Below are 26,620 nucleotides of genomic sequence, written 5' to 3' on the forward strand. Positions count from 1 at the left end.
ATAATAATATGTCCATGTCATTCTCACGCAGGTGGAAATCTTTATCACACGTCGCTAGTTATGAGATATAGTCTTAACGGCTATAACGACAAAGAGCATGACCCTAGTTCTATGGATTACTTATCACTCAGAATCCTAGTTATACAATCTTTCAGTGAGTCTTTCCAGTACGGTATCTTTATATCGAAATCAGACTTTATCTTACTCTTATTAAGTACACTATAATGCGGACGCTTCGCAGGTGTTGGATAGTCGACTGTTTCTATAGGACTGATCTGACAGTCTATTTTTGCAATGCTCATGATTTCTTTAGCAAAATCATACCAACTAGTCACACCCTCGTTACTATAATTATAAATTTTGAATTTTGAATTTTGAATTTTTGGAAGTATATCCAAAATAGCTTTTGCTAAGTCTTTAGCATAAGTAGGAGTACCTACTTGATCATATATCACACCTAAAGAATCTCGCTCTCTACCTAGGCGAAGCATTGTTTTGACAAAATTATTACCATAGTAGGAATAAACCCATGATGTCCTGATAATTATTGAATCTTTGGGATTTATATCCAGAATTGCTTGTTCACCAGCAAGCTTGGTAGCACCATAAACACCTTGTGGATTTGTCTGATCACCTTCAAGATATGGCCTATAGTTATGACCATCAAAGACATAGTCTGTAGATACGTGCACTAGTTTTATATCATACTCTTTTGCAATTTTAGCAATATTTGCAACAGCTAGATGATTTATTTTATCAGCTTTTTCGATATCTGACTCAGCCTTGTCAACAGCCGTATATGCAGCGCAATTAATGATAACGCGTATGTCATTATCAATAGTAAATTGCTTAACAGCCTCGTGATCTGTAATATCTAAGGACTTACTATCTGCAAATATAAATGTGTAATTTTGAATTTCCAATTTTGAATTAGATACCAACTCTTTTAACTCAGAGCCTAATTGACCATTGCTACCTGTTACTAATACTTTCATAATTCTTAATGCTTAATGTTAAATGCTTAATGCTTAGTGTTTAATGTTTAATGTTTAATGTTTAATGTTTAATGTTTAATGTTTAATGTTTAATGTTTAATGTTTAATGTTTAATGTTTAATGTTTAATGTTTAATGTTTATTAAAATATTTTGCGCTATATCAAATTACTCATCAACTACTAATTCAAAATTTATAATTCAAAATTCAGCATTAATAATAACTCTTACCATACTCAAATAAATCAACTGTCTCATTCAATTTCGGTTGAACCCTATCTTTTGCTGACAACTTGAGCTTATCAGCAGGCACTTGCCAATCTATAGCGATACTCTCATCATCAAAAGCGATACCTCTATCACACTCCGGAGAGTAATAACTATCGACCTTATATGCAAATACAGTATCGTCTTCTAAAACCACAAAGCCATGAGCAAACCCTCTAGGAATTAATAGTTGTTTTTTATTTTCAGCACTTAACTCTACTGCCACATGTTGACCAAAAGTAGGACTACCTTTACGAATATCTACAGCAACATCTAGCACTCTACCTTGAATAACCCTAACAAGCTTGGTTTGTGCATGTGGAGCTAGCTGATAATGTAAGCCTCTAAGCACTCCATAAGAGCTCTTAGACTCATTATCTTGACAGAAGTTGATCTTATAACCCAAGAAATCAAAGAGTTTATCTTCTCGAAAAGTCTCTACAAAATAACCTCTATCATCACCGTGAACAGTAGGCTCACAAATAACAACATCATTAATATGTGTACGTGTAAATTTCATCGTGGTACTGCTCGCTCTTTTGCTCTCTTGATCAAATACTGACCATATTGATTTTTCTTGAGTGGTTGTGCTAGTTTAAGAAGTTGCTCTTTTGAGATATATCTCATCTCATAAGCGATCTCCTCAAGACACGCAACCTTTAATCCTTGTCTATCTTCTATAGTTTGGATAAAGTTACTCGCAGCCAACATACTCTCATGTGTACCAGTATCAAGCCATGCATACCCTCTACCCATAGTATTAACTTTAAGGCGTGCTTCATCAAGATACATCTGATTAAGTGTAGAAATCTCTAGCTCCCCTCTCTCAGACGGTTGTACTTGCTTAGCCTTAACCACTACATCACTAGGATAGAAGTATAAGCCTACAACCGCATAGTTTGATTTTGGTTTCTTTGGTTTCTCTTCGATACTGACAACATTACCTTCAGCATCAAAATCTGCAACACCGTATCTCTCTGGATCATCAACATAGTAACCAAAAATGCTAGCGCAATTTTCTTTCTCTACATTTTGGATACTTTCAGCAAACATCTCTGGTAGACCATGACCATAGAAAATATTATCACCAAGTACAAGACAAGCTGAATCACCAGCCAAAAATTCCTCAGCTAATATAAAAGCTTGAGCAAGCCCATCAGGACTAGGCTGTATAATATACTCAAGATTGATACCAAGATCAGAACCATCTCCTAAAAGATTCTTAAAACTAGGCTGATCTTGTTCTGTTGTAATTATTAGAATATCTTTCAGACCTGCTAGCATAAGTACAGATAAAGGATAATAGATCAAAGGTTTATCATATATGGGAGTAAGTTGCTTACTCACACCTTTTGTAATTGGATATAGTCTAGTACCACTACCACCTGCTAATATTATACCTTTCACAATAAACACCCCAATAGAACAAATCGATAACTATAAGATAGTATACGAATAGCGATCTAAAATTTCAATCACAGAGCTAGGTATATTGAAAATATTGTAAGAAATAAAAATTATAGATAAAAAACTATGACTTCGAAAGATACCAGTCATAAATTTTTCTGATACCATTTTCAAGTTCAACCTTGTGCTTCCATCCAAGAGAATGAAGCTTAGAAGGATCTGTGAGTTTAACCATTGTACCATCTGGCTTATCAGCATTAAACTTAAGTTCACCCTTAAAGTCAATAATACCCTTAATAAGCTCAGCTAACTCTCTGATAGAAATATCAACTCCAGTACCGATATTAATATGAGTATTTCTTATCTCTTTAGCATCTTTAGAATAGGTGTCTTTGAAGTCTCTATTTTCTAATAAAAACACACATGCATCAGCCATATCTTCAGAATATAAAAATTCTCTTCTTGGTTTACCTGTCCCCCATATTTCAATAGCAGTGTTAAATTTTGAATTTTCAATGTTTAATTGTATACCGTACTTCTCAAGTATAGCCAAGATTTCTTCTTGAGAAGATTTATGATCTACTCCTTCAATAGGGCTAGTTTTTAAGTCGGCTCTGATAGCATCCCAGTCGCTGCTTTCAAGACATTTACCTAAATGAGCCTTTCTTATCAAAGCAGGAAGAACATGCGACTTTTCAAGATTGAAGTTATCATTTGGCCCATATAGATTTGTTGGCATCACAGATATAAAGTTTGTGCCATACTGCAAATTATAGCTCTCACACATCTTGATACCAGCTATCTTAGCGATAGCATACGGCTCATTAGTATACTCTAACGGACTAGTTAATAAACAATTTTCTGGCATAGGCTGTGGAGCCTCTTTAGGATATATACATGTACTACCCAAAAATAGAAGCTTCTTCACACCATTTACATAACTTTGATGAATAACATTATTTTGAATCTGAATATTATCGTAAATAAATTCTGCTCGATAAGTATTGTTCGCAACAATTCCACCAACTTTAGCTGCCGCTAAAATCACATACTCAGGCCTTTCAACTTTAAAAAAATCCTCAACAGCTTTTTGATTAGTTAAATCAAGCTCAGCATGAGTTCTCAATACTAGATTAGTATAGCCTTTAGATTGAAGGTTTTTAACAATAGCTGAGCCAACTAAACCTCTATGACCAGCTACATATATCTTGCTATCTTTATGCATTTTAAATAATTCCTTACTCAAAATAACTCATAATTTTATAGCCACCATCTTTTAGGTAAACATCCTTCGTCATCAGCTTTAAATCACTTTCCATCATATCATTTACAAGATGCTCAAGATCATATTCTCTACTCCAACCTAATTTTTGTTCAGCTTTTGTAGGATCACCTAATAATAGATCTACTTCTGTAGGTCTGAAATATCTAGGATCTACACAAACAACTACCTGACCTTCTGATATATGAGATAAGTCAACACCTGCTTTTTCAGCTCTAGCTAAATCTACTGAATCAACCACACCGATCTCATCAACACCTTCATTTTCAAATCTAAGGTTAATACCTGCATAAGCAAATGATAATTTGACAAAATCTCTAACGGTAGTAGTCTGACCGGTAGCAATCACCCAATCTTCTGGTTGATCTGCTTGCAGAATCATCCACATCATTCTTACATAATCTTTTGCATGACCCCAGTCTCTCTTGGCATCTAGATTACCTAGATACAGCTTGTCTTGAAGATTAAGCGCTATCTTAGATGCCGCTCTTGTAATCTTTCTAGTCACAAAGGTCTCACCACGCACTGGAGACTCATGGTTAAATAAAATACCATTACAAGCAAACATATCATAAGCTTCTCTATAGTTAACAGTAATCCAAAATGCATACATCTTAGCTACTGCATAAGGAGATCTTGGATAGAATGGTGTAGTCTCACTTTGTGGAATTGCTTGAACCTTACCATAAAGCTCTGAAGTACTTGCTTGGTAGATTTTAGTCTTTTTCTCTAATCCAAGAAGTCTAACAGCTTCTAAGATTCTCAAAGTACCAGTACCATCAGCATTAGCAACATATTCTGGAGTTTCAAAAGATACATGCACATGACTCATCGCAGCTAGGTTATAGATTTCATCTGGTTGAGTATCAGCAATAATTCTCGTTAGATTCATGGAATCAGTCATATCACCATAGTGTAGAATTAAATTTCTATTCTCAACATGAGGATCTTGGTATAAGTGGTCGATTCTATCAGTATTAAAAAGTGAACTTCTTCTTTTGATACCATGAACAATATAGCCTTTTTTTAATAAAAACTCAGCCAAATATGAACCATCTTGACCAGTAATACCTGTAATTAATGCTACTTTTTTCATCTGCAATCCTTATATTTACGTTATTAAATTAAATTCTATTAAAATCATCTTCTAGTCTAACGATATCATCTTCACCAGTGTATTCACCGACTTGCGCCTCTATCAGTACTACTGGAATCTTACCATTATTTGCTAGCCTATGCACTTCACCCATACAAATATACACAGACTCATTAGGTCTAACAATAAATTCTTGATCTCCCTTAGTTACTGTGGCTGTACCTGAGACCACTATCCAATGTTCGCTACGGTGATAATGCTTCTGTAAAGATAATCTTTTACCTGGCTTAACTTCTATTTTTTTAATCTTATATCCTGGGGTATCTTCTAATACTGTATAAGTACCCCAAGGTCTATGTGCTGTTAAGTGGATGTTTTTAAGATCGTCACTTAGAAGCTCAACAACCTCTTTAACTCGTTGAGAGCTACCTTTTTTAGCAATCAATAGAGCATCGCCACTATCAACAACTATCAGATCTTCCACCCCAATAGTAGCAACCTTTTTAGGACCTTTTTCACTATGAATCAGGTTATTTTTACTATCAATACTAATATGATTACTATTTATCGTGTTATTGTTGTCATCTTTAGGTAATTGATCAAATAGCGAGTCAAAGCTGCCCACATCATTCCACACAATATCAGCAACAACCATCTTTATTTTGTTGGATTTCTCCATCACAGCATAATCTATAGATTTAGCTGGAATACTCATCATATCATCATACTTAATAGCATCTGAATTATCTAGGTCGCCATTATCGTATGCTACAATACACGCATCATATATTTCTGGAGAGTGTTTCTTTAATTCTTCTAAAAAGACACCTGCTTTAAACATAAACATTCCAGAATTCCAGTAGTATGAACCATCTGCTAAAAACTTTTCTGCTGTAGCAGCATTTGGCTTTTCATGAAAACTCTCCACATCAAAATCACCAGCTGATTTGATATATCCAAAACCAGTATTAGCAAAAGTAGGTGTAATACCAAATGTCACAAGAGAGCCTTCAGTAGCTAATTTTTTAGCTTGAACTAAAATACTTCTATATTCATCATCAACATTAATAACGTGATCTGATGGAGTTACAAATACTATTTCTTGTGGATCTAATTTCATACATGCCAGGGCAATTGCAGGGGCAGTATCTCTACCGACAGGTTCTTCTAGAAAGATACTTTTATCTAGAATACCCAGCTCACCCAACTGATCTTTTGCTAAGAATAATTGCCCCTCATTTGAAACAACCATTGTTGAATCACACAAACTAGAATTTCTCTCAACAGTTAACTGAAACAATGATTTATCACTAAACATTTTCACAAATTGTTTTGGCAACAGCTTCCTACTGATAGGCCAAAGCCTAGTACCACTACCACCACAAAGTATTAGGTTTACCACTACTTCTCCTCTGACATCGCTTTAGACAACGAAACTATACATCCTGAAATTATATTACTTTTAAAAGAATTTTTCTACAAACCAAAACAGTCTAAATATACTATTTCTTGTATATCATACTACCAAAAACTTTATTCAAAAAACCTATCTTAGTTGCCATTAACTTGATTAATGGATTAAAAATGACTGTTAGATATGTTTTTTTTCCCATTTTTTGTCGGTACTCTTTGATAAATTCAGATGTACAAAAATACTTATCCTCTTGAGGTAAAAATATCCCCACATAATTATTGCTTATAATATCTTTCAATTGACTAGTAAGGTTATCAATATGTATCACACTTCTCTGATTTGCTATTTTAGGGAAGATAAAAGCATACTTGGCAAGTTTAACAAGCTTAGGATAGTTACCTTTTGAGCCTTCTCCGTATACCATTGGAGGTCTAACTATCGCAACACTAAAATCTTCTGATACTAAAGTTTTTAGCTTAAGCTCAGCTTGAAACTTACTATCTCCATAAAAATCATCCGGTTGCGGCTGAGTATCTTTTGTGATGATTTTTCGCTGTCCAATTGGCGCACTATCCCCATATACAATTATACTACTCATAAACACAAACTGTTTGACACCTGAGTTTTTAGCTATCTTAGCTAACTCATAAGTTAATTCAGTATTTACAGCATAGTATTTATCTTTTAAAGAAGGATCTTTTGAAGTATGTGCAATGCCTGCAACATGCAATATAGCATCATATTTACTAAAGTCTAATGTTTGCCATAATCCATCTTTTAGTGATATTTTTTCGATTATAAAACCATCTCCGCAATTCTTCTCAAAAGAATTACCAATATAACTATTTAAACCAGTAATTAGAACTTTTTTCATTATTACTTATTATCTTTTTTGTTATCTAGTGAACCAGTACCACCCTCTACTACACCCCTACTAGCAAATACTGAAAAGACTGTCAAAAATATGCATTTAATATCAAACCAAGTACTTTTGTATTTAACATAATCACCATCAAGCTTAGCTTTTTGAGCAATCGGCAACTCATCACGACCATTAATTTGCGCCCATCCAGTCAATCCAACAGGCACATCATTAGCTCCATACTTATCTCGCTCAGCGATCAAATCGTCTTGATTCCATAATGCAGGTCTTGGCCCAACAATACTCATTTCACCTTTTAGGATATTTATAATCTGAGGTAACTCATCTAGAGAGGTCTTTCTCAAAAAAGCACCAACTTTTGTAATGCACTTAGACGGATCTTGTAACATATGTGTCGGCATATCCTTAGGAGTATCAACATACATCGTTCTAAACTTATATATATAAAAGAATTTCTTACCCTTACCATAGCGCTTTTGTTTAAAGAGTATTGGACCTTTTGAATCTTTTTTTATCATAAATATGACAATCAAAAATACCGGACTTAAAAGAACCAGACCAACAAAAGACAAAACAATATCTAAAAATCTTTTTAGAAACTTATACAACATAACCATCTACCCATTTAACTTATGATCAAACTCTGGAACAATCTTCTTCAACAGTTCTAACTGTTTATCTGGTTGTACTACAGACAATTCCTGAAGATTATTCTCTAACTCTTCAAAATCATAAAAAGTTCTTCTACCAATAAAAATATCTTTGTATTCAGTACTAATATCGTTTTCATCAATAAGTAGCTCTTCATACAGTTTCTCACCTGGGCGTAGACCTATTATCTCGATATTAATATCATCTCTACCTGATAGTTTAATAAACTGCTTAGCAAGATCTAATATCTTGACAGGCTGACCCATGTCCAACACAAAAACCTCTGAATTTTTTGCAATTGCACCAGCTTGTAATACCAATTCACAAGCCTCCGGTATAAGCATAAAATATCTTGTAATCTCCGGATGTGTAACTGTAACAGGACCTCCGTTTCTGATTTGCTCTTCAAATTTTGGTATAACACTACCACTACTTCCTAGCACATTACCAAACCTAACAGCAGCAAGCTTGGTACTTTTTGAATCAACATTTTGTAAGTATAACTCGCAAACCCTTTTGGTGGCTCCCATAACATTAGTTGGGCGCACAGCTTTATCTGTAGATATCAAGATAAATGAGTCAACACCTGAATTAATAGCTAAGTCTATAGCATTTTTTGTGCCTAGAATATTGTTTCTGATAGCCCGAGAGATATTCTCCTCAACCAAAGGGACATGTTTATATGCCGCTGCATGAAAAACTACATTTGGCGAATATTTGCTAAAAACTTTGACAAATGATTCTCGATCACATACTGAGCATAAGATACTTTTGATATTATATCCATGGCACTCTTCTGTAATCTTATATAAATTAAACTCACTGTGATCAAGTAGGACTATCTGTTTTGCCTCATACTTAATACATTGTCTAACAATCTCAGATCCTATACTACCACCAGCACCTGTAACTAGGACAACTTTATCTTTGATAAATTTTGAGATAGATTTTTGATCAAGGCTCTTAGAATCTCTTGATAGAAGATCATATACCGAAACAGGCTTTAGCTGTGACATAAAACTTTCATCTTGAAGTACATCCTCAAGAGGAGGCATAATCCTAATCTGATTAAAGTTTGATTCTAGTTTTTTATAAATTTTTTTAACTATATGATTAGCGCTCTTAGGCAGTGCAACAACCAACAAATCGAACCTTGAAGAACGTAGCTCTTTACGCAGTTTCGAGCTTGACAAAACTCTCTTGCCATCAATACTTCTCTTTTGTAACGCCTTATCATCGTCTACAAAAAATTTAATCCGATAACCTGTCGCTGATAACTCTTGAGCTATTTTTGTTCCAGCTGCACCCGCCCCATAAATGACGGCTGTTTTCGTTTTCTCTATTTGACTTCTATTTGTAAGGTACCAATAAAAATATACACTCAAATTGATTAAAAACACATAAGATAGAAACTCAGAGAAAATAAGTGCAAATCTAACCTGACCATAAAAGGCAAAAGCCACTATAAAAAACACAGGAACATTAATAAATACCTTACGCAAAAAAGTCTTCTGTGTCGACTTACGCCAACTAGCCATATAATCACGCAAAAGTAAAAAAGATGTCAAACATCTCAAAAAAATAAGCGAAAGTAGAAGATATGTATTAACATCTTGCTTAAAAATATAAGAAGTCCAGTTAACAGTCACAATAGTCAGAACTATAATCACTGCAAAATTAAGAACCCTCTTATCGTAGAAATATTTCATAAAGCAAAAATAATACCTATAGTTTGTTAATTATATCAAAGTATCATAACTATATCTCATTTATGTAAGCTAAAATTTTCTTATATGATACTGATTCGATGGTCTTAACATTTTGCAAATACCATGATATCCATAACTCTTGTATTAAATTATAAATTTTCACAACAACAAACTCACTTTTATCAATATGATTAGCTGTTATTTTTTTAGCTAATTTAGATCTTAGTTCATCAACTTCTATTTGATATCCTCGATCTCTTTGGAGATTTAATTTAGCTTTTTCTAACCTATTCTCCAAAGCTTGGAGATAGTATTTATACCTCTGTAAAAACTCTACAGATTGAGACATATAATCATCTGTAAAAAGCTCATTAAGCTCATTTCTAACATCTGTAAAAAGTTCGATAAAATTAAGTGTTATTTTTTTAACATTAAGCTTTTTTTCAAGCTGCGATTTAAACTTTGTTATTTCTAAAAGCAATGCTTCAACTTTGATTTTATTTGAAGCAACTTTTTGCATTCCTAAAGTATAGAAGTTTTCAAAATCTACTTTAGTATATGGCAATTCAATATTATCAAAAAAACTCAAATCTATAGCTTTATCAATCACACTATCTTTTGAGCCACTTAGTTTCAATGACATTGATAAGCTTGTTAGGTCATTACTTTTGATATTTTTTGATAACTGATTCTGTAAGCGTAGTTTAATTAATTTTTTCAAAGACTTTTGCATACATAGTCTGGCTTCATCAAATGTTGCCTTATAAGATAGCTTCACACCATCTTTATACTCCTCCAGACAATTATAGGCTTTGACCGTTATACCGTACTCTTTGATTTGACTAGTCATGGCAATATCTGCAAAATCCCAATCATAATAAACCATCTCATCAACTTCTTGGCTTGGTTTAGCTACAAGGTTTTTAAGCTTTTGCTTTAATATATGAATATCCTTACCAACTGCTAGTGTTTTACCTTGCTCATCAACAACTTTTACATTCAGCACGAGATGTTTCTCCAACTCCTCATCCTGCCACACTGTCTCATCTACCACAAAACCCACTATTCGCGTAATATGTTTAGCAATAACAGACTTCAAAGGAGAGTACCTATCCTTATCAAAATCTATTGATTCAAATATAGCTTGAGCATAAGTTGGCACTGGCACACAATTTTTGCGAATATTTTTTGGTAAAGCACGTAACAAAGCGACAATCTTGTCATACAAAAAACCATAGACTCCCCACTCTAAAACAGTAGGGTTTATATCATTGATAAAAACTATTGGTACAGTAACTGTTACACCATCCCTCTCATCCAATGGGTCAAAGTGATATTCTAATGGCAAATGCATATCTCCAACAGTCAAAACATCTGGAAACTTCTGTTGCGTAATTTCTTTAGCATCATGCTGCATTAGACTTTCCATATCAAAGATAAAGCCTTTTTGCCGCTCTTTTGTGACCCACTTTAACCATTTGTCAAATGTTGCACCACTACAAACATCATCTGGGATAAAGCTATCATAATGTGCAAACATTACCTCTTCATCAACCAAAATATCTTTTCGGCGTGATTTGTTTTCGAGCTCTTCAACTTGATTTATAAGCTTGAGATTTTGCTGATAAAAATACGCTTTAGAATCAAAATCACCATTTACAAGAGCTTCTCGAATGAATATTTCTCTAGCCTCTTGAGGATTTATCTTAGCGTATTGCACAGATCTTTTTGAAACTATCTCTAAGCCATAAAGAGTTACTCTTTCATTAACTACAACAGCTCTACGCTTTTTGCTCCAAATAGGCTCGTCATAATGCTTTTTGATAAGATGCTCAGCTAAATCCTCTAACCATTCAGGCTCTATTTTTGCAACATTCCGAGCGTATGTCTTGGTAGTTTCAACTATTTCCGATGAAAGTAACCACTTTGGCTTTACTTTAAACTGAGAAGACCCAGGGAATATAAAAAACTTAAGCCCCCTAGCTCCTAGATATTCAACATTTTCATAATTAAATCCGATGTTACTCAAAAATCCACTGGCTATGGCTTTGTGTAGGTTTTCATAATTAAGCTTTTCATTTGACGATAATTTCCATTTAAACTGATGAACAACTTCAACAATTTGTCGATAAATATCATTCCACTCATTAAACCTAACCGGTGAAATAAAATTCTTTTTAAAATATTCTTTTTTTTCTCGATTAGATAAACTCTTTAAATCAGAATTCAGTCTATTTGCCAAATTTAAAATCGCTATAAAATCAGAAGATTTATCTTTATCAATAGCATGTTTTTCATCAGCTTTTTGCTGAAAATTCAAAGGTCTCTCACGCGGGTCCTGTACACTTAAAAAGCTAACAATTGAGACAATCTCTCTGAGTGTATTTTGTCTATAACCTTCTATAATTATTTTTGCCAACTTAGGATCTAAAGGCATAATTGCCATTTTGATACCATCATCAGTAATTTTAGGCTTTGAATAATTAAGCTCGGAGATAGCTCGTAATTCAAACAAGAGCTTAAAGCCATCTTTAACAAATCTTGAATCAGGTAAATCTATAAATGGAAAATCTTGAATACTTCCTAATTTTAAAAACAACATCTGCAAAATAACAGACTCTAAATTAGTACGTAAAATCTCAGGATCAGTATATTCTTTACGATTATTAAAATCTTCCTCACTATATAAACGTATGCAAACACCTGCTGATAATCTACCACAGCGACCAGCTCTTTGATTAGCGCTTGCTTGAGATATTTTCTCTATCGGTAGGCGTTGTACCTTAGTGCGATAGCTGTATCTACTTATTCGCGCTAAACCTGAGTCTATAACATACTTTATGCGCGGCACTGTTAGAGATGTTTCTGCAACATTAGTTGCTAAAATAACCCTACGTACAGAGCCTTCTGGGTTGAATATTTTGTTTTGATCTTTATTTGATAATCTCGAAAACAAAGGTAAAACTTCTGTAAATCTAAGATCTTGTTTATTTAAATATGCTAATGTTTCATGGATATCTCTTTCTGTAGGCAAAAAGACTAAAACATCTCCCCTGCCAAGTTCATCAAGAGCATACAATATTCTTTCTTGTAATGAAAACTCCTCAAAATCCTCATCATTTTGATAACGGATTTCAACAGGGTATGTTCTACCACTAATTGTAATATCTTTAGCATTTTGAAAATAATCTATAAACTTCTGATGATCTATAGTTGCTGAGGTAATGATTACTTTTAAATCAGGTCTATATGGTAATATCTTTTTTATACAGCCAAGTAGAAAGTCAATATTTAAACTTCTTTCATGAGCCTCATCAATAATGATAACCTCATATTGTGATAAAAATCTATCATTCTTGATTTCAGATAGCAGCACACCATCTGTCATCACTTTGATTAAAGTATTTTCAGAAGTTTGATCTGAAAAGCGTATTTTAAAAGATACTTTTGATTGATCACCAATCTCAGTAGCTACTCTAGTAGCAATCGATCTAGCTGCGAGTCTTCTCGGCTGAGTATGTCCAATTAATCCGCGTTTGCCTAGCCCTAAATCAAGACATATCTTAGGCAGCTGAGTTGACTTACCAGAACCTGTCTCTCCTGCTACAACGATAACTTGACTATCCTGTATAAGCTTTTTTATATCATTGACTTTCTCAGCAACAGGAAGATCCGGGTAGGTTATCTTAGGCAAGACCTTTTGGCTAGTTTGCTCCGCTAAAAGCTGTAAATCAGTCAGTAGCTGCTGTCTTGGTAACTTGTTGTTATTAATGGCTGAAATAAATTTGCCACGAAGTTTGGTAGGTATCTGATTAAGATAATCATTAAATAAAGTTTTATTTGTATTCATGCTACTGCATTAGACGCTTTTTTATACCAGTAATTTTTAGAATCTTATTAATTAATCTCAGAAAAATCATCACGACTCTACTTACAAATACAAAAATAGCCAAAAATAATAAAACTAATATATCTTTAAAAATATTCCAAAAAAGCTCTGATAATGATAGTAGCGTTTTAAATTTCATAATTTTATGGTAGAAATTGCATATTCTTAGTAAAGAATTATAGCATGAATAAGAAATAATTGACTTAATAAAGGACTATAGCTTAGCTAAAATTGAGTTTAAAGTTTTGCTTGGTCTCATTACTTTTGCTAGCTTATCACTATCCATAAAGTAATAACCACCAACATCTACTTTTTTACCTTGAGCGTCGTTAAGCTCTTTGACAATTTTATCTTCATTAGCTTTTAGCTCTGCATAAATTGGTTCAAATTTAGCTTTGATTTCAGCATTACCAGTTTGCTCAGCCAAAGCTTTGACCCAATAATAAGCCAAATAAAAATGACTTCCTCTCGTATCTAACTCACCTACCTTACGCTTTGGTGATTTATCATTATCCAAGAAATCTTGGTTTGCTTGAGATAATGCTTCTGCTAATACCTTGATTTTAGGATCTCTAGTTTTGATTGCTAGGTCTTCTAATGAAGCTCCTAACGCCAAAAACTCTCCTAAAGAATCCCATCTTAAATGATTTTCTTCAATAAGTTGCTCAACGTGCTTAGGTGCAGAACCACCAGCTCCAGTTTCAAATAATCCACCACCAGCTAAAAGAGGCACAATAGAAAGCATCTTAGCAGAAGTACCAAGCTCTAAGATAGGGAATAAATCTGTCAAGTAATCTCTCAAAACGTTACCAGTTACTGAAATTGTATTCTTGCCTTCTTTCATTCTCTTTAAAGAGTATTTTGTAGCTTCTATCGGCGCTAAAATTTGGATATCTAGACCAGTAGTATCATGCAACATTTTATATTCATTAACTTTAGCAATTAAATTTCTATCATGCGCTCTTTTTGAATCTAACCAGAAAATCGCAGGATTTTGAGTAATTCTAGCTCTATTAACAGCTAATTTAACCCAGTCTTTAACAGCAATATCTTTAGTTTGGCACGCTCTCCAAATATCGCCTTTCTCAACACTATGCTCAAATATAACATTGCCTTCTGCATCAATAACTTCAACTTTACCATCTGCTTGAATCTCAAATGTCTTATCATGAGAACCATACTCTTCTGCTTTTTTTGCCATTAGACCAACATTAGAAACATCGCCCATAGTAGTCACATCAAAAGCACCATTTTCTTTACAGAAATCGATAGTTGCAGCATATACACCTGCATAACATCTATCAGGAATCATAGCCTTCATATCTTGAAGCTTACCATCTTTGTTCCACATTTGACCAGATGAGCGAATAGCTGCAGGCATAGAGGCATCAATAATTACATCACTTGGCACATTAAGGTTTGTGATACCTTTATCAGAGTTAACCATCGCAATATCTGGTTGCTTAGCAAATACCTTTTCAATATCAGCATTGATTTTATCTTGAACATCTTGAGGCAGTTGCTTAATCTTTTCTACTGCATCACCCCAACCATTGCGAGGATTCACACCAAGCTCTTTAAATTCTTTAGCATACTTTTTGAAAACATCTTCAAAGAAAATCTCTACTGCGTGACCAAATAATATTGGATCAGAAACCTTCATCATTGTAGCTTTTAGATGAAGTGATAATAGTGTACCTTCCTTTTTAGCTTTAGCAATTTCAGTTTTGTAGAACTCTCTTAGTGCTTTTACTGAAATCTTAGTAGCATCAATGATTTCTTTTTCTTCTAAAGCAAGATTATCTTTAAGTAGTGTTTGAGTACCTTTAGTATCTGTATGGACTATCTTAACCTTAGTTGCTTTTGGCACAATATAAGATTTCTCATTAGCATAAAAATCATTATCTGCCATACTAGCAACATGAGATTTAGAATCTTTTGTCCATGCACCCATAGAGTGTGGATGTTTTTCAGCGTACTTTTTAACTGCATCTGCAACTCTACGATCCGAGTTACCTTCTCTTAAGACAGGGTTTACCGCACTACCTAAGACTTTTGCATAGCGAGCTTTAATTTCTTGCTCTTTGTCATCTTTTGGCTCAAATGGATAGTCTGGAATTTTGTAGCCTTTTGACTGAAGTTCTTTGATAGCTGCAGTAAGTTGAGGGATTGATGCACTAATATTAGGAAGCTTGATAATGTTAGCATCTGGAGTTTTCGCTAGCTCCCCAAGTATTGCTAGATTATCAGAGCACTTTTGCTCGTCTGTAAGACAATCATTGAAGTTAGCTAATATACGCGCTGCTAAAGATATATCTTTTGTTTCTAACTCGATATCAGCAACTTTAGTAAAGCTCTCAACTATTGGTAAAAATGAACCTGTCGCTAAAGCTGGCGCCTCATCTGTGAATGTATAAAATATTTTATGCATAAAAAAATCTCCTATTGATAGAATTTCATCTTTCAAATACTAACACAAAACTAGTACGTATTTAATATTTCTTGTATTTTCTCGTCAGACCTTGCCACTACAGCAAAGCCATTGTGTTCAATAATCGGTCGCTCTAATAACTTAGGATTGCTAGCTACTATTTGTATGAGCTCATCATTGGTGAATTCACCATCTTTAAAGTTCTCTTTCCAAATAGCTTCTTTAGTACGAATGATATCTGTTATAGAAAGTTTCAATTTTGCTAATAATTCTTCGATCTCTTTTACTGTCAAAGGATTATCTAAATATAAATGAGTATCATAATTGATACTGTTTTGATCCAAAACTTGCTTTGCTTGACGTGATTTTGAACATTTTGGATTATGATAAATTTTCATAAAAATAGTGATTCAATTAACGTTATCATTATTATAAATTACATTGGTGTATAAATCATAAAAATAATCGATTAAGAATGATTATTATATAAATACGCTTAAATAACATATAATATTTAACTATAAATTATATTAATTTATAAGAAATACATTGGAGTGCAAGAATAGTATAAAGGTAATAAAACAACCAAATTATAAGATATCAGGAGGTCTTTATGATCACTAAGCCATGGACAAAAAACTATCCCGACAAGGTTCCTCTGAATATAGATATCCCTAATATTACTCTAAAAGATATGCTTGAAAAAGCTACTAAAAGCTTCAACAATAAAAATGCCCTTAGCTGTCACGGTGAAAAACTAACTTTTGACGAGATTAACAGCTATTCTGATAAATTCGCAGGATTCTTACAAAACAAATGGAAATTACAAAAAGCCGACCATATTGCCATTATGCTGCCTAATTTATTACAGTTCCCAATTGTTATTTTCGCTTTGGTAAAACTTGGTTGTGCTCTTGTAAATATAAACCCACTCTATACAAGTAGAGAAGTCAAAGGAATCCTACAAGATTCAAAAGCTAAAGGAGTAATTGTATTATCTGGACTTGCGCATAATGTCGAAGCTATAGCTGATGAATGTGAAGACTTAAAATATAAAATGGTTACAGATATTGCTGATCTTTATCCTACTCCAAAAAAACAAATAATCTCCTTTGTAGTAAAATATATCAAAGGTATGAAAGATAAATATTCAAAAGATAAGTTTGATACATTTACAGATGCTCTAAAATCAGACTACACTCCAGACTATACAAATATTGAATTAAAGTCTGATGATATAGCCGCACTTCAATACTCTAGTGGTACAACAGGTACACCTAAAGGCACAATACTTCTACATAGAAATATTGTTGCAAATATCTATCAAGTAAAAGCTTGGACAGAAGGGTTTGATATCGAGCTCAGTGAACAAATTGTCTTAACTGCCCTACCGATTTATCATATATTTAGCTTAACTGCTAATCTATTTCTTTTTTACTGTTCTGGAGCCTTTCAAATACTTATACCTAACCCTAAAGATATCAAAAGCTTAGTTGCTGAAATGAGAAAAAGTAATTTCTCAACTATATTTGCTGTAAATACTCTTTATATTGCTCTATTAAACAATAAAAAATTTAGACAAAGTAAGTTCCCTAATTTCAAGCTCTCAATAAGTGGTGGCATGCCAACTTCTGAAGCTGTAGCTAAAGAATGGAAAAAAATCACAGATGTAAATATTAAAGAGGGATATGGGCTATCAGAAATGTCGCCTGTTGTAACTGTAAACTCTTTACTTGAGGAAGATTTCAGTGGTAGTGTCGGATTTCCATTACCAAATACTGATATCAAAATTTATGATGATAAAGGTAATGAGTTACCACAAGGTGAAACAGGAGAGATATGGGTAGCAGGCCCACAAAAGTCACCGGGATTCTGGAGTCTTCCAGAGATTAATAGAGAGCACTTCACTGAGGATGGTTGGCTTAAGACTGGGGATATGGGCTATCTTGACGAGCAAGGTCGCCTAGTAATATCAGGACGCATTAAACACATGATTATCGTCTCAGGCTTTAATGTTTTTCCTAAAGAAGTTGAATTAGTATTAACTGAAAAAGAAGAGATTAAGGATGCAGCAGTTATCAAAGGGCACTCTAACGAAACAGGTGAAATGCCAGTTGCTTTTGTTGTACTAAAAAATGACAAAAAACTTACTGAAAGAGAAATTTTTAAATACTGTGAAACTAAATTAGCTCATTATAAATTACCTAGAAAAATAATTTTCATAGATGAGTTACCTAAAAATACTGTTGGAAAAATAGATGTAAATGCATTACAAAAAGAATATGCTGAAAAATATGAAAATAAATAACTAAACAGCTTTTTGCTTAAGGAGCTAAAGATGTTCAACAAAATTTATAATATTGCAAAAAAGGCTACTCCTAGTATTTCTCAAACTGAACAAACTGCCCTAAATGCTGGTGATAACTGGTTTGAACAAGATATATTTCAAGGGAAACCTGATTTTAATAAGTTACATAGTTTAAAGAAATTTGAACTAACAGCTGAAGAGAAATCATTTTTAGATAATGAAACAACCGAGTTATGCAGGCTAATTGATGATTGGAAGATTAATTATCAAGACAAAGATCTAAGTGTTGAAGCATGGAAATACATGCGTGAAAAAGGCTTTTTAGGTTTAGTTATTAGCAAACAATACGGTGGTAAAGGCTTCTCAGCAGCGGCTCACTCAGAAGTGGTTATGAAACTAGCAACCAAAAGTGTCACTGCAGCAATCACTGTAATGGTACCTAATTCACTCGGGCCTGGTGAACTTCTAGTTCACTATGGTACAGATGAGCAAAAAGATCACTATCTACCTAGATTAGCCTCTGGTCAAGAGATACCATGTTTTGCTTTAACAGGACCAACAGCAGGATCTGATGCGACTTCATTACCTGACTATGGTGTTGTCTGCCATGAAGAGTTCAATGGCAAAAAAACTTTAGGTATCAAACTAAAAAATATCAACAAACGTTATATTACATTAGCTCCTATTGCCACTCTAGTTGGTTTAGCTTTTCAACTACAAGATCCTGATGGCTTACTTGGTGAAACAGGTAATGAAGGTATAACATGCGCCCTACTACCATATAATCACAAAGGTTTAGAAATTGGTAGACGTGGCTTTCCTCTAGGTCAAGCTTTTATGAATGGCTATATCAAAGCTAAAGATGTCTTTATCCCAATTGACTGGATAATCGGCGGACAAAAAATGGCTGGTGAGGGTTGGCGAATGCTAGTTGAGTGCTTATCTATAGGTAGAGCTATTTCATTGCCAGCATGTGGTACAGCCAACACATTAATGTCAGCTGTAATGACAGCAGCTTATGCAAGTGTGCGTGAACAGTTCAAAGTTCCTATTGCTCAATTTGAAGGAGTTCAAGAAAAACTAGCTGAAACTGCAGGGCTTGCCTATATTGCCAATGCTACTCGTCAATTCACAGTTTCTGCTGTTGATAGTGGTTTGCGACCATCTGTATCATCTGCAATTGCAAAATATCATCTAACTGAGATGGGACGTACAACTATCAACAATGCTATGGATATCCATGGTGGTCGAGCAATCATTATGGGTCCAAATAACTATCTAGCTATTCCATATATGGCAACTCCTATTGGCATAACAGTTGAAGGTGCCAACATTATGACTCGAAATCTAATGATTTTTGGTCAAGGTGCGATGAAATGTCACCCATATATTCGTAACGAGATAGAAAGCCTAATGAATGAGGATGAAAAACAATTTACAGACAATTTCAAAGGTCATTTTAAATACATGGCTCTAAATGGCTCACGTACTCTTTGGTATGGTTTAAGTGGAGGCTTTACAGCTCCTAGCTATCCTTCTAAATTTAAGCGTTACTATCGTTATATCTCACATATGAGTACTGCTTATTCTTATGTTAATGATATTTCAATAACAGTATTAGGTGCAGGCCTAAAACGTAAAGAAAGATTATCCGCTCGCTTGGGAGATATCATGAGTTATCTATATATGGCTGTAGCTGTGTTGAAATACTATAAGGACACAGGCGAACCTCAAAGTGATGATATCTATGTTGATTGGAGTATTCAGCACTGTCTATACCAAGCTCAACAAGCGATGTTAGACTTATTTAGAAATTTCCCAAATAGAATATTTGCTACCAAGATGAAACTTTTTGTTTTTCCTTACGGTAAAAAATTCAGAAGACCATCTGACAAGCTTGAAGCACAAATTTGTAAATCATTAGTGAGCAATAGCGATACAAGACAATGGATGAAAGATAAGTGCTATATACCAAATGATGATAATGATCCAATTGGTAGAGTTGAGAATGCTTATCTTGCATCACTAACTACACAACCTATTAAGAAAAAAATTATTGATGCTATCAAAACTTCTAAGCTACCAAAAGCAAGCTGGCAAGACTCTATTGAAATAGCTTTAGAGAATAAAATAATCTCTCAACAAGAGGCAGATATTGCTAATGAGATGCTTACAAAGGTTAATAATATAATTCAAACAGATGAGTTTGACGATTATGCTTTAGGACCTAAAAATGCTCACCCAGAATGGCAAAAAAATAGCGAAAAATAATATGTACCAATGTCATTTCGTTTAAAGAACGGAATCTAAAAACGATGTATAAAGCAACATCGGGAGGAAAATATGACAGAGTTAGAGAAAAAATTTGAAGAAATGTTAATGGCTGTTCGTGATGCAACTATTGATTTCAAACCTGATAATAGTCAAAAGTTAAAGCTCTATGCTTTTTATAAACAAGTAAAAGAAGGTGATAATAATACTAAAAAACCTTCTGCACTGAAAATGGTTGAACGAGCTAAGTGGATGGCTTGGGATGCAATTAAAGGTATGTCAAAAGAAGATGCTATGCGAGGTTATCTTAAAGTTTTTGGCGAAGAATATCTCCCAGCTGGAGAAAGTAGCAATACCTCAAGTAGCACTATAGCAAATAAGTTAGAACCTGTAGAAAATAAATCACAGCGTAAAGCTATTGATAAAATTGCAGTTCTTGGTGCTGGAACTATGGGAGCTCAAATTGCCGCGCATTTTGCAAATGCTAGATTTCCTGTTGTTTTATTTGATTTAAAATCTCAACAAGGTAGCGCTAATGCTATTGTTGAAGATTCTCTAGCAAAACTTACTAAACTTAACCCAGCGCCTTTTGGTTCAAAAGATTCTATCAAATACATTACTCCTGCAAATTATGAGGATAATCTTGAACTTTTAGCAGATTGTGACTTAATCATAGAAGCAGTAGCCGAACGTATAGATATCAAAGAGAGTCTTTACTCTAAAATCTCTGCTCACATCAAAGAAAATGCAATTTTAGCATCAAACACTTCTGGCTTGAGTATCACAAAATTAGCTGAGGTATTACCAGAGAATCTCAAAGTTAATTTTTGTGGTGTACACTTTTTTAACCCACCGCGCTATATGCCTTTAGTTGAGCTAATTCCTCATGCAGATACTAATTCTGAAATCTTGGATAAACTAGAAACATTCTTAGTTGAAAAACTTGGTAAAAGTATAATTCGCGCAAAAGATACACCAAATTTTATCGCTAATAGATTAGGTGTCTTTTCAATGCTAGTCACTTGCTACTATACAGAGCAGATGAATATCCCTTTAGAAATTGTGGATGAACTAACTGGCAAAAAATTAGGGCGAGCAAAAAGTGCTACTTATAGAACTGCTGATTTGGTTGGATTAGATGTGTTATCTCATGTTGTTGAAACTATGAAAGATAATCTCGAAGATGGTTGGCAAAAACTATACAACACACCCAACTGGATTCAAAGTCTAATTAACTCAGGTTCACTTGGTCAAAAGACTAAAAAAGGCTTATATATCAAAGAGTCTGACGGTATCAAAGTACTTGACTTAGGTACTAAAGAATATCGCCCTTCTGATAAAAAAGCTGATAAAGAAGTCTTAGATATACTAGCTGAGAGAGATTGGAGCAAAAAACTGGAAGGTCTGCGTAATAGCGATAATCCCCAAGCTCAATTCTTGTGGGCAACTTTTAGAGAAATGTTTCTGTATGCTGCTCATCTAGTTGGAGATATATCAAACTTCCCTAAAGATATGGATTTAGCAATTCGTTGGGGATTTGGTTGGAAACAAGGTATTTTCGAGATATGGCAACTTGCTGGTTGGCACAAAGTAGCTAATTGGTTAAAGGATGACGTTTCAACTGGTAAAGCATTATCAACAAATACTCTACCTAACTGGGTTGATACTCTTGATATCGGTGTTTATCAAAATAATAAAGAGTTTAGCTTTAGGGATAAAACTCTAATATCTCGTGATAACCTAGATGTTTATAAGCGTCAACTATTCGCTGATAATATAGTTGAACATACTAGTACTTTAGCAACACAAACACTGTATGAAAATGATGGTGTCAAACTATGGCAAATTAATGACTATAACAATATAGGAATACTCTCATTTAAGAGCAAAATGTGTGCTATTGGCGATGATGTTTTAGATGGTATATCCGAGTCTATCAACTATGTTGAAGAAAATCTTGATGGTCTTGTTATTTGGCAAGAGCAAGATGTATTTTCGGTAGGTGCTAACTTAGAGGAATTTGGTATCAAATTTGCTATGAATGGCGAAGCTGCTATCGAAGAGGTAATCCGTAAAGGGCATAGTATTATCAGCAAAAAATTACGCTATTGCAAAATACCTGTTGTCGCAGCTGTCAAAGGCTTTGCTTTTGGTGGTGGTTGTGAAACTATCTTGCATAGTGATGCTGCTGTTGCTGCGTATGAAAGTTATATTGGCCTTGTTGAAGCTGCTGTGGGAATTATCCCTAGTTGGGGCGGCTCAAAAGAAATGGCTATTAGAGCATCTCAAGCTCAAGATCACTGGAAAGACTTTGAAAATCGCTATAAAAACCTTGCTCTTGCTCAAGTTGCAAAAAGTGCTTATGAAGCCAAAGAAATGGGCTTTTTGCGTGATGATGACATAATCGTAATGAATACTAAGGAGATCCTACTTGTAGCAATTAAAAAAGCTCAACTTATGGCTCTAACCGGTTATCAACCACCTCTGAAACAAAAAGTCCCTGTATTTGGTGAAACTGGTATCGCTACAATCAAAGCTTTATTAGTAAATATGCGTGATGGTAATCAAATATCTGAACATGATTATAAGATTGCAGTAAATTTAGCAGATACTATGTGTGGTGGACCAATAGAAAAAGATACCGAGGTTTCTGAAGATTGGCTACTAGAAAGAGAGCTAATAAACTTCAAAGAACTTGCGATATCTGAGAAGACAGAAGCTAGAATGAAATATATGCTAGAAACTGGCAAACCACTAAGAAATTAAGGAGTAATTGACATGAGTGAAAACGTATATATAGTCGCTGCAAAACGCTCTGCTGTTACAAAAGGTAAAAAAGGTGGTTTTGCAAAAAAACGTCCTGATGAATTATTGGCCGATGTACTTAGAAAAACTGTCGCTAAAGCTAATATTAATCCTAATGATATAGAAGATATAGTTGTCGGTTGTGCGATGCCTGAAGCTGAACAAGGCTTGAATGTCGCAAGAATATCATCTCTTTTGGCAGGACTACCCAATAGTGTTCCTGCTTTTACAATCAATCGCTATTGTAGCTCTGGATTACAGTCAATTGCTATTGCAGCAAATGAGATTGCTCAAGGTAATATCGACGTTGCTATCGGTGCTGGTGTTGAAAGTATGAGTATGATTCCTTTTGGTGGTAACAAAATGTCTTTTAGTAAAGAAATCTTTGCTAAAGATGAAAATGTTGCCATAGCTTATGGTATGGGTATCACTGCTGAGATGGTTGCTAAAGATTGGAATGTATCACGACAAGATCAAGATGCTTTTGCTCTTGGGAGTCATCAAAAAGCAATCAAAGCTATTGAAAACGGTTATTTCAAAGATGAAATATTACCTATAGATGTTGATCACAATAAACCAGATGAAGCTACTGGTGAGATCATTAATCACAAACAAACTATAACTGAAGATGAAGGCGCTAGAAAAGATACTTCACTAGAAGCATTAGCTAAACTAAAACCTGCTTTTGCAAATGGTGGATCTGTGACTGCTGGCAATAGCTCACAGGTATCAGATGGTGCTGCAGCTGTAATTTTAGTTAGTGAAAAATACCTAAAAGAGCACAACCTAAAACCTTTAGGTAAGTTTCTGGGGTTTGCTGTAGCTGGTGTTGATCCACGCATTATGGGTATTGGCCCAATCAAAGCTATACCAAAAGTGCTTAAACAAACTGGTTTAGATATCGATAACATTGACTGGATTGAGCTAAATGAAGCTTTTGCAGCTCAGTCACTAGCTGTTATTAATGATTTGAAACTTGATAAGAATAAAGTTAATCCTTGTGGTGGAGCTATTGCCTTAGGACATCCTCTTGGTGCAACTGGTACTGTACTAACTGTCAAAGCGTTACATGGACTACAACGTACTGGTAAAAAATATGCTATGATTACGATGTGTATTGGTACTGGTATGGGTGCAGCTGGTATTATTGAAGCTTGTTAGCAGCTAATAATCCTAAACATTAATATAAAAATAACTAAATATCCAATAGGTTAAACTAAAATGATAAATTTAGATAATTATAAACCAATTGATTTTCCATGGAGTTTTACTTGCTTTAGTGACATAGCCAAGAATCCTCTTGGTGTGAGGTTACCTTTGTATCATATCGGAGAAAATATGTATACAAAGTTCAAATGTCTGCCAAATCATGTTGGCTGGGACAATGTTATTCATGGTGGTATTATCGCACTTATATGCGATGATATTCTTGGCAAACATGTTTTAAGTATTAGTAAGTCATTTTGTATGACCCGCAACTTAAATATCAAATACTTAAAACCAACCTATAGTAAAGTAGCACATATTTTCAAAACCACCGTAATTCGTAAAGGTCGTACTACTGTGTGGATTAAAGTTGATATTTTCAATGAAAAAGGCGATCTATGTGCTTATGCTGATGCAGACTTTGCACTCTTAGAAGAGCATCATGCGAAACAAAAAGATATCGCAAGCTATAAGCTTGATGATTTAGTGGCACATCTTAAATAAGCTCTTTATTTGTCATTTCTGGCAAAAACTTATACACAATAAATATAAATGCAACAATACAAGCTCCCATGAAATATAATACAGGGGCATAACCATAATTATGAGTAAGATCCAAGAATCTCGAGATAAACATACTTTCTATTAATGCTTTTGAAACAAGAGCTACAGATATCCCTATACCACGTATATGTACAGGTAAAACTTCTGATAATACCAACCATATACACACTCCAGGACCTACAGCTCCTCCGAATACAACTATAATCAACATCAGAAGACCTAAATTATTATAACCAGCTGTTATACAAAAGATCATTGTAAATATAGATACAAATGAAATTAATAACCCACTAATAATAAGTTTTCTTCGACCAATAACATCGACAAGGAATAAGCCAAATACAGTAGCTATAAGATTGACTAATGTCATTGCTGTACCATAATAAGTAGCATCACAATTACTACAACTACTGAGTTGACCAAACATAGTAGGACCATAACTTATAAAGACATTAATACCAACAAAGCCATTTAAAACCGCCATTAAACTAATCAGTATTACAGATAAATAGTATTTTTGTTTGATAACAATTTTAATAAACTCAACAAAACCTGTTTTATTTTTTTCGGTTAATGAATGCTGAACTTTGAGAGCTAATTGCTCACTAATAGTTAGTGCCTGTTCATTTCTACCCTTTAAAATTAACCAAGATGGTGAAAATGGTGCTATTAAGCTAATGATGAAAAGTAAAATTGAAAAAGGGATAGCGCAAGCAAATATCAATCTCCAACCAAAGCTTGCCACAAATAAGCTTGCAAAAAAGTTAGCCAAAAAAATTCCAGAAACTAATGATAATTGAAATATAGCCATCACCCTACCTCTAAACTTAGCTACACTAGTTTCAGAAATATAAACAGGAATTACCGTCAACAAGAACCCAATCGACACCCCCTGTAGAAGTCTTGATAGCATCAAAGTTGTATAAGTATTAGATACCATCATCAATATCATTGATACTGTAAATAGAAACGCCCCAAAAGCCAAAATATTTTTTCTACTAAAGATATCCATTAATGGTCCTGATATTAGCTTTGATAGCAAAGCTCCAAAAAACACAATACCAGCTATCTCAGATAGCTGCGTAAGATTAAGAGATAGCTCATCTTTAATAACCGGTAATGTTCCTGATATCACTCCAATATCAAAGCCAGAGCACACACCTGTCAAAACTATCAAAGTTATAACGATTTTTTGGTATTTAGTTACTAACATTAGACCCTCTTTATAAAATATATAATAAATACTCAACAACTAAGCAATAAACATGTAACTATAAAGATATACTAAATAGAACTAAAGTTTTATAAGAAATTATACTCTGTACACGATAATTTTTTCATATTTTAAGTTCCTTAGTAGTTTTATTGAATATTTTGAGACACAAGGAGAAATCATTGCTATAAAATCCAATTTTTTGAATAGCATTTACAATCATGTCTAGTC

At 34.0% G+C, this 26,620-nt stretch carries 19 protein-coding genes; 5 read left to right on the plus strand and 14 right to left on the minus strand.

Annotated features, from left to right (window positions below; translation table 11 throughout):
• Positions 1 to 116: 116 nt before the first annotated feature.
• The 13 genes from rfbD to F3D57_RS05830 all read right to left on the minus strand — a co-directional run bounded on the left by rfbD (position 117) and on the right by F3D57_RS05830 (position 16,420).
• Positions 117 to 995 (minus strand): dTDP-4-dehydrorhamnose reductase, encoded by an 879-nt coding sequence (rfbD, locus tag F3D57_RS05775; protein WP_150465536.1) that lies wholly within the window; start codon positions 993 to 995, stop codon positions 117 to 119.
• A gap of 212 nt (positions 996 to 1,207) precedes the next feature.
• Entirely contained in the window at positions 1,208 to 1,780 is a 573-nt protein-coding gene (gene rfbC, locus F3D57_RS05780; RefSeq protein WP_150465537.1) for a dTDP-4-dehydrorhamnose 3,5-epimerase, read from the minus strand.
• Positions 1,777 to 2,667: a glucose-1-phosphate thymidylyltransferase RfbA gene (gene rfbA / locus F3D57_RS05785; protein WP_150465538.1), complete on the minus strand. Its 891-nt coding sequence runs from the start codon at positions 2,665 to 2,667 to the stop codon at positions 1,777 to 1,779. Before rfbA ends, rfbC begins: the two co-directional genes overlap by 4 nt.
• A 124-nt stretch (positions 2,668 to 2,791) precedes the next feature.
• Positions 2,792 to 3,892 (minus strand): GDP-L-fucose synthase family protein, encoded by a 1,101-nt coding sequence (locus F3D57_RS05790; protein ID WP_150465539.1) that lies wholly within the window; start codon positions 3,890 to 3,892, stop codon positions 2,792 to 2,794.
• A 13-nt stretch (positions 3,893 to 3,905) separates the two neighbouring features.
• Positions 3,906 to 5,045, minus strand: coding sequence for a GDP-mannose 4,6-dehydratase (gmd, locus tag F3D57_RS05795; protein ID WP_146420724.1), 1,140 nt, complete (start codon positions 5,043 to 5,045; stop codon positions 3,906 to 3,908).
• A 28-nt stretch (positions 5,046 to 5,073) separates the two neighbouring features.
• Positions 5,074 to 6,447: a mannose-1-phosphate guanylyltransferase/mannose-6-phosphate isomerase gene (locus F3D57_RS05800; protein WP_150465540.1), complete on the minus strand. Its 1,374-nt coding sequence runs from the start codon at positions 6,445 to 6,447 to the stop codon at positions 5,074 to 5,076.
• Between the two features lie 100 nt (positions 6,448 to 6,547).
• On the minus strand, positions 6,548 to 7,336 hold the full coding sequence (locus tag F3D57_RS05805; RefSeq protein ID WP_191092360.1) for an NAD-dependent epimerase/dehydratase family protein: 789 nt from the start codon (positions 7,334 to 7,336) through the stop codon (positions 6,548 to 6,550).
• Complete coding sequence (locus F3D57_RS05810; RefSeq protein WP_150465542.1) at positions 7,336 to 7,953, minus strand: sugar transferase; 618 nt, start codon at positions 7,951 to 7,953, stop codon at positions 7,336 to 7,338. The genes F3D57_RS05805 and F3D57_RS05810 overlap by 1 nt, the downstream gene beginning before the upstream one ends.
• A gap of 6 nt (positions 7,954 to 7,959) precedes the next feature.
• Positions 7,960 to 9,702 carry a polysaccharide biosynthesis protein gene (locus F3D57_RS05815; RefSeq protein WP_150465543.1) on the minus strand — a complete coding sequence of 581 codons (1,743 nt, stop codon included), beginning with the start codon at positions 9,700 to 9,702 and terminating at the stop codon, positions 7,960 to 7,962.
• A gap of 49 nt (positions 9,703 to 9,751) precedes the next feature.
• Positions 9,752 to 13,552 (minus strand): ATP-dependent RNA helicase HrpA, encoded by a 3,801-nt coding sequence (gene hrpA, locus F3D57_RS05820; protein ID WP_150465544.1) that lies wholly within the window; start codon positions 13,550 to 13,552, stop codon positions 9,752 to 9,754.
• A gap of 1 nt (position 13,553) precedes the next feature.
• A complete protein-coding gene (locus tag F3D57_RS10235; RefSeq protein ID WP_030005731.1) occupies positions 13,554 to 13,730 on the minus strand; it encodes a hypothetical protein in 177 nt (58 codons plus the stop codon).
• A gap of 75 nt (positions 13,731 to 13,805) precedes the next feature.
• The gene (locus tag F3D57_RS05825) at positions 13,806 to 16,022 is read right to left on the minus strand and encodes an NADP-dependent isocitrate dehydrogenase (protein WP_150465545.1); all 2,217 of its coding nucleotides are present in this window, start codon (positions 16,020 to 16,022) and stop codon (positions 13,806 to 13,808) included.
• A 50-nt stretch (positions 16,023 to 16,072) separates the two neighbouring features.
• Positions 16,073 to 16,420, minus strand: coding sequence for an arsenate reductase family protein (locus F3D57_RS05830; RefSeq protein ID WP_150465546.1), 348 nt, complete (start codon positions 16,418 to 16,420; stop codon positions 16,073 to 16,075).
• 215 nt (positions 16,421 to 16,635) lie between these two features.
• Here F3D57_RS05830 and F3D57_RS05835 point away from each other — a divergent pair, with 215 nt between their 5' ends.
• From F3D57_RS05835 to F3D57_RS05855, 5 genes are all read left to right on the plus strand, one after another.
• Positions 16,636 to 18,330 (plus strand): long-chain-fatty-acid--CoA ligase, encoded by a 1,695-nt coding sequence (locus tag F3D57_RS05835; protein ID WP_150465547.1) that lies wholly within the window; start codon positions 16,636 to 16,638, stop codon positions 18,328 to 18,330.
• Positions 18,331 to 18,360: 30 nt separating this feature from the next.
• Complete coding sequence (locus tag F3D57_RS05840) at positions 18,361 to 20,601, plus strand: acyl-CoA dehydrogenase (protein WP_150465548.1); 2,241 nt, start codon at positions 18,361 to 18,363, stop codon at positions 20,599 to 20,601.
• 72 nt (positions 20,602 to 20,673) lie between these two features.
• Positions 20,674 to 23,367, plus strand: a complete 2,694-nt coding sequence (locus F3D57_RS05845) for an acyl-CoA-binding protein (RefSeq protein WP_150465549.1) — start codon at positions 20,674 to 20,676, stop codon at positions 23,365 to 23,367.
• Positions 23,368 to 23,379: 12 nt separating this feature from the next.
• On the plus strand, positions 23,380 to 24,567 hold the full coding sequence (locus F3D57_RS05850) for an acetyl-CoA C-acyltransferase (RefSeq protein ID WP_150465550.1): 1,188 nt from the start codon (positions 23,380 to 23,382) through the stop codon (positions 24,565 to 24,567).
• 60 nt (positions 24,568 to 24,627) lie between these two features.
• Positions 24,628 to 25,116 (plus strand): PaaI family thioesterase, encoded by a 489-nt coding sequence (locus F3D57_RS05855; RefSeq protein ID WP_088821582.1) that lies wholly within the window; start codon positions 24,628 to 24,630, stop codon positions 25,114 to 25,116.
• On the opposite strand, the gene F3D57_RS05860 is transcribed toward F3D57_RS05855, so the two are convergent.
• A complete protein-coding gene (locus F3D57_RS05860; RefSeq protein ID WP_150465551.1) occupies positions 25,109 to 26,389 on the minus strand; it encodes an MFS transporter in 1,281 nt (426 codons plus the stop codon). The genes F3D57_RS05855 and F3D57_RS05860 overlap by 8 nt on opposite strands.
• Positions 26,390 to 26,620: the final 231 nt, after the last annotated feature.

It is taken from the genome of Francisella sp. SYW-2 (assembly GCF_008711475.1).
Taxonomy (GTDB): Bacteria; Pseudomonadota; Gammaproteobacteria; order Francisellales; family Francisellaceae; genus Francisella; species Francisella salimarina.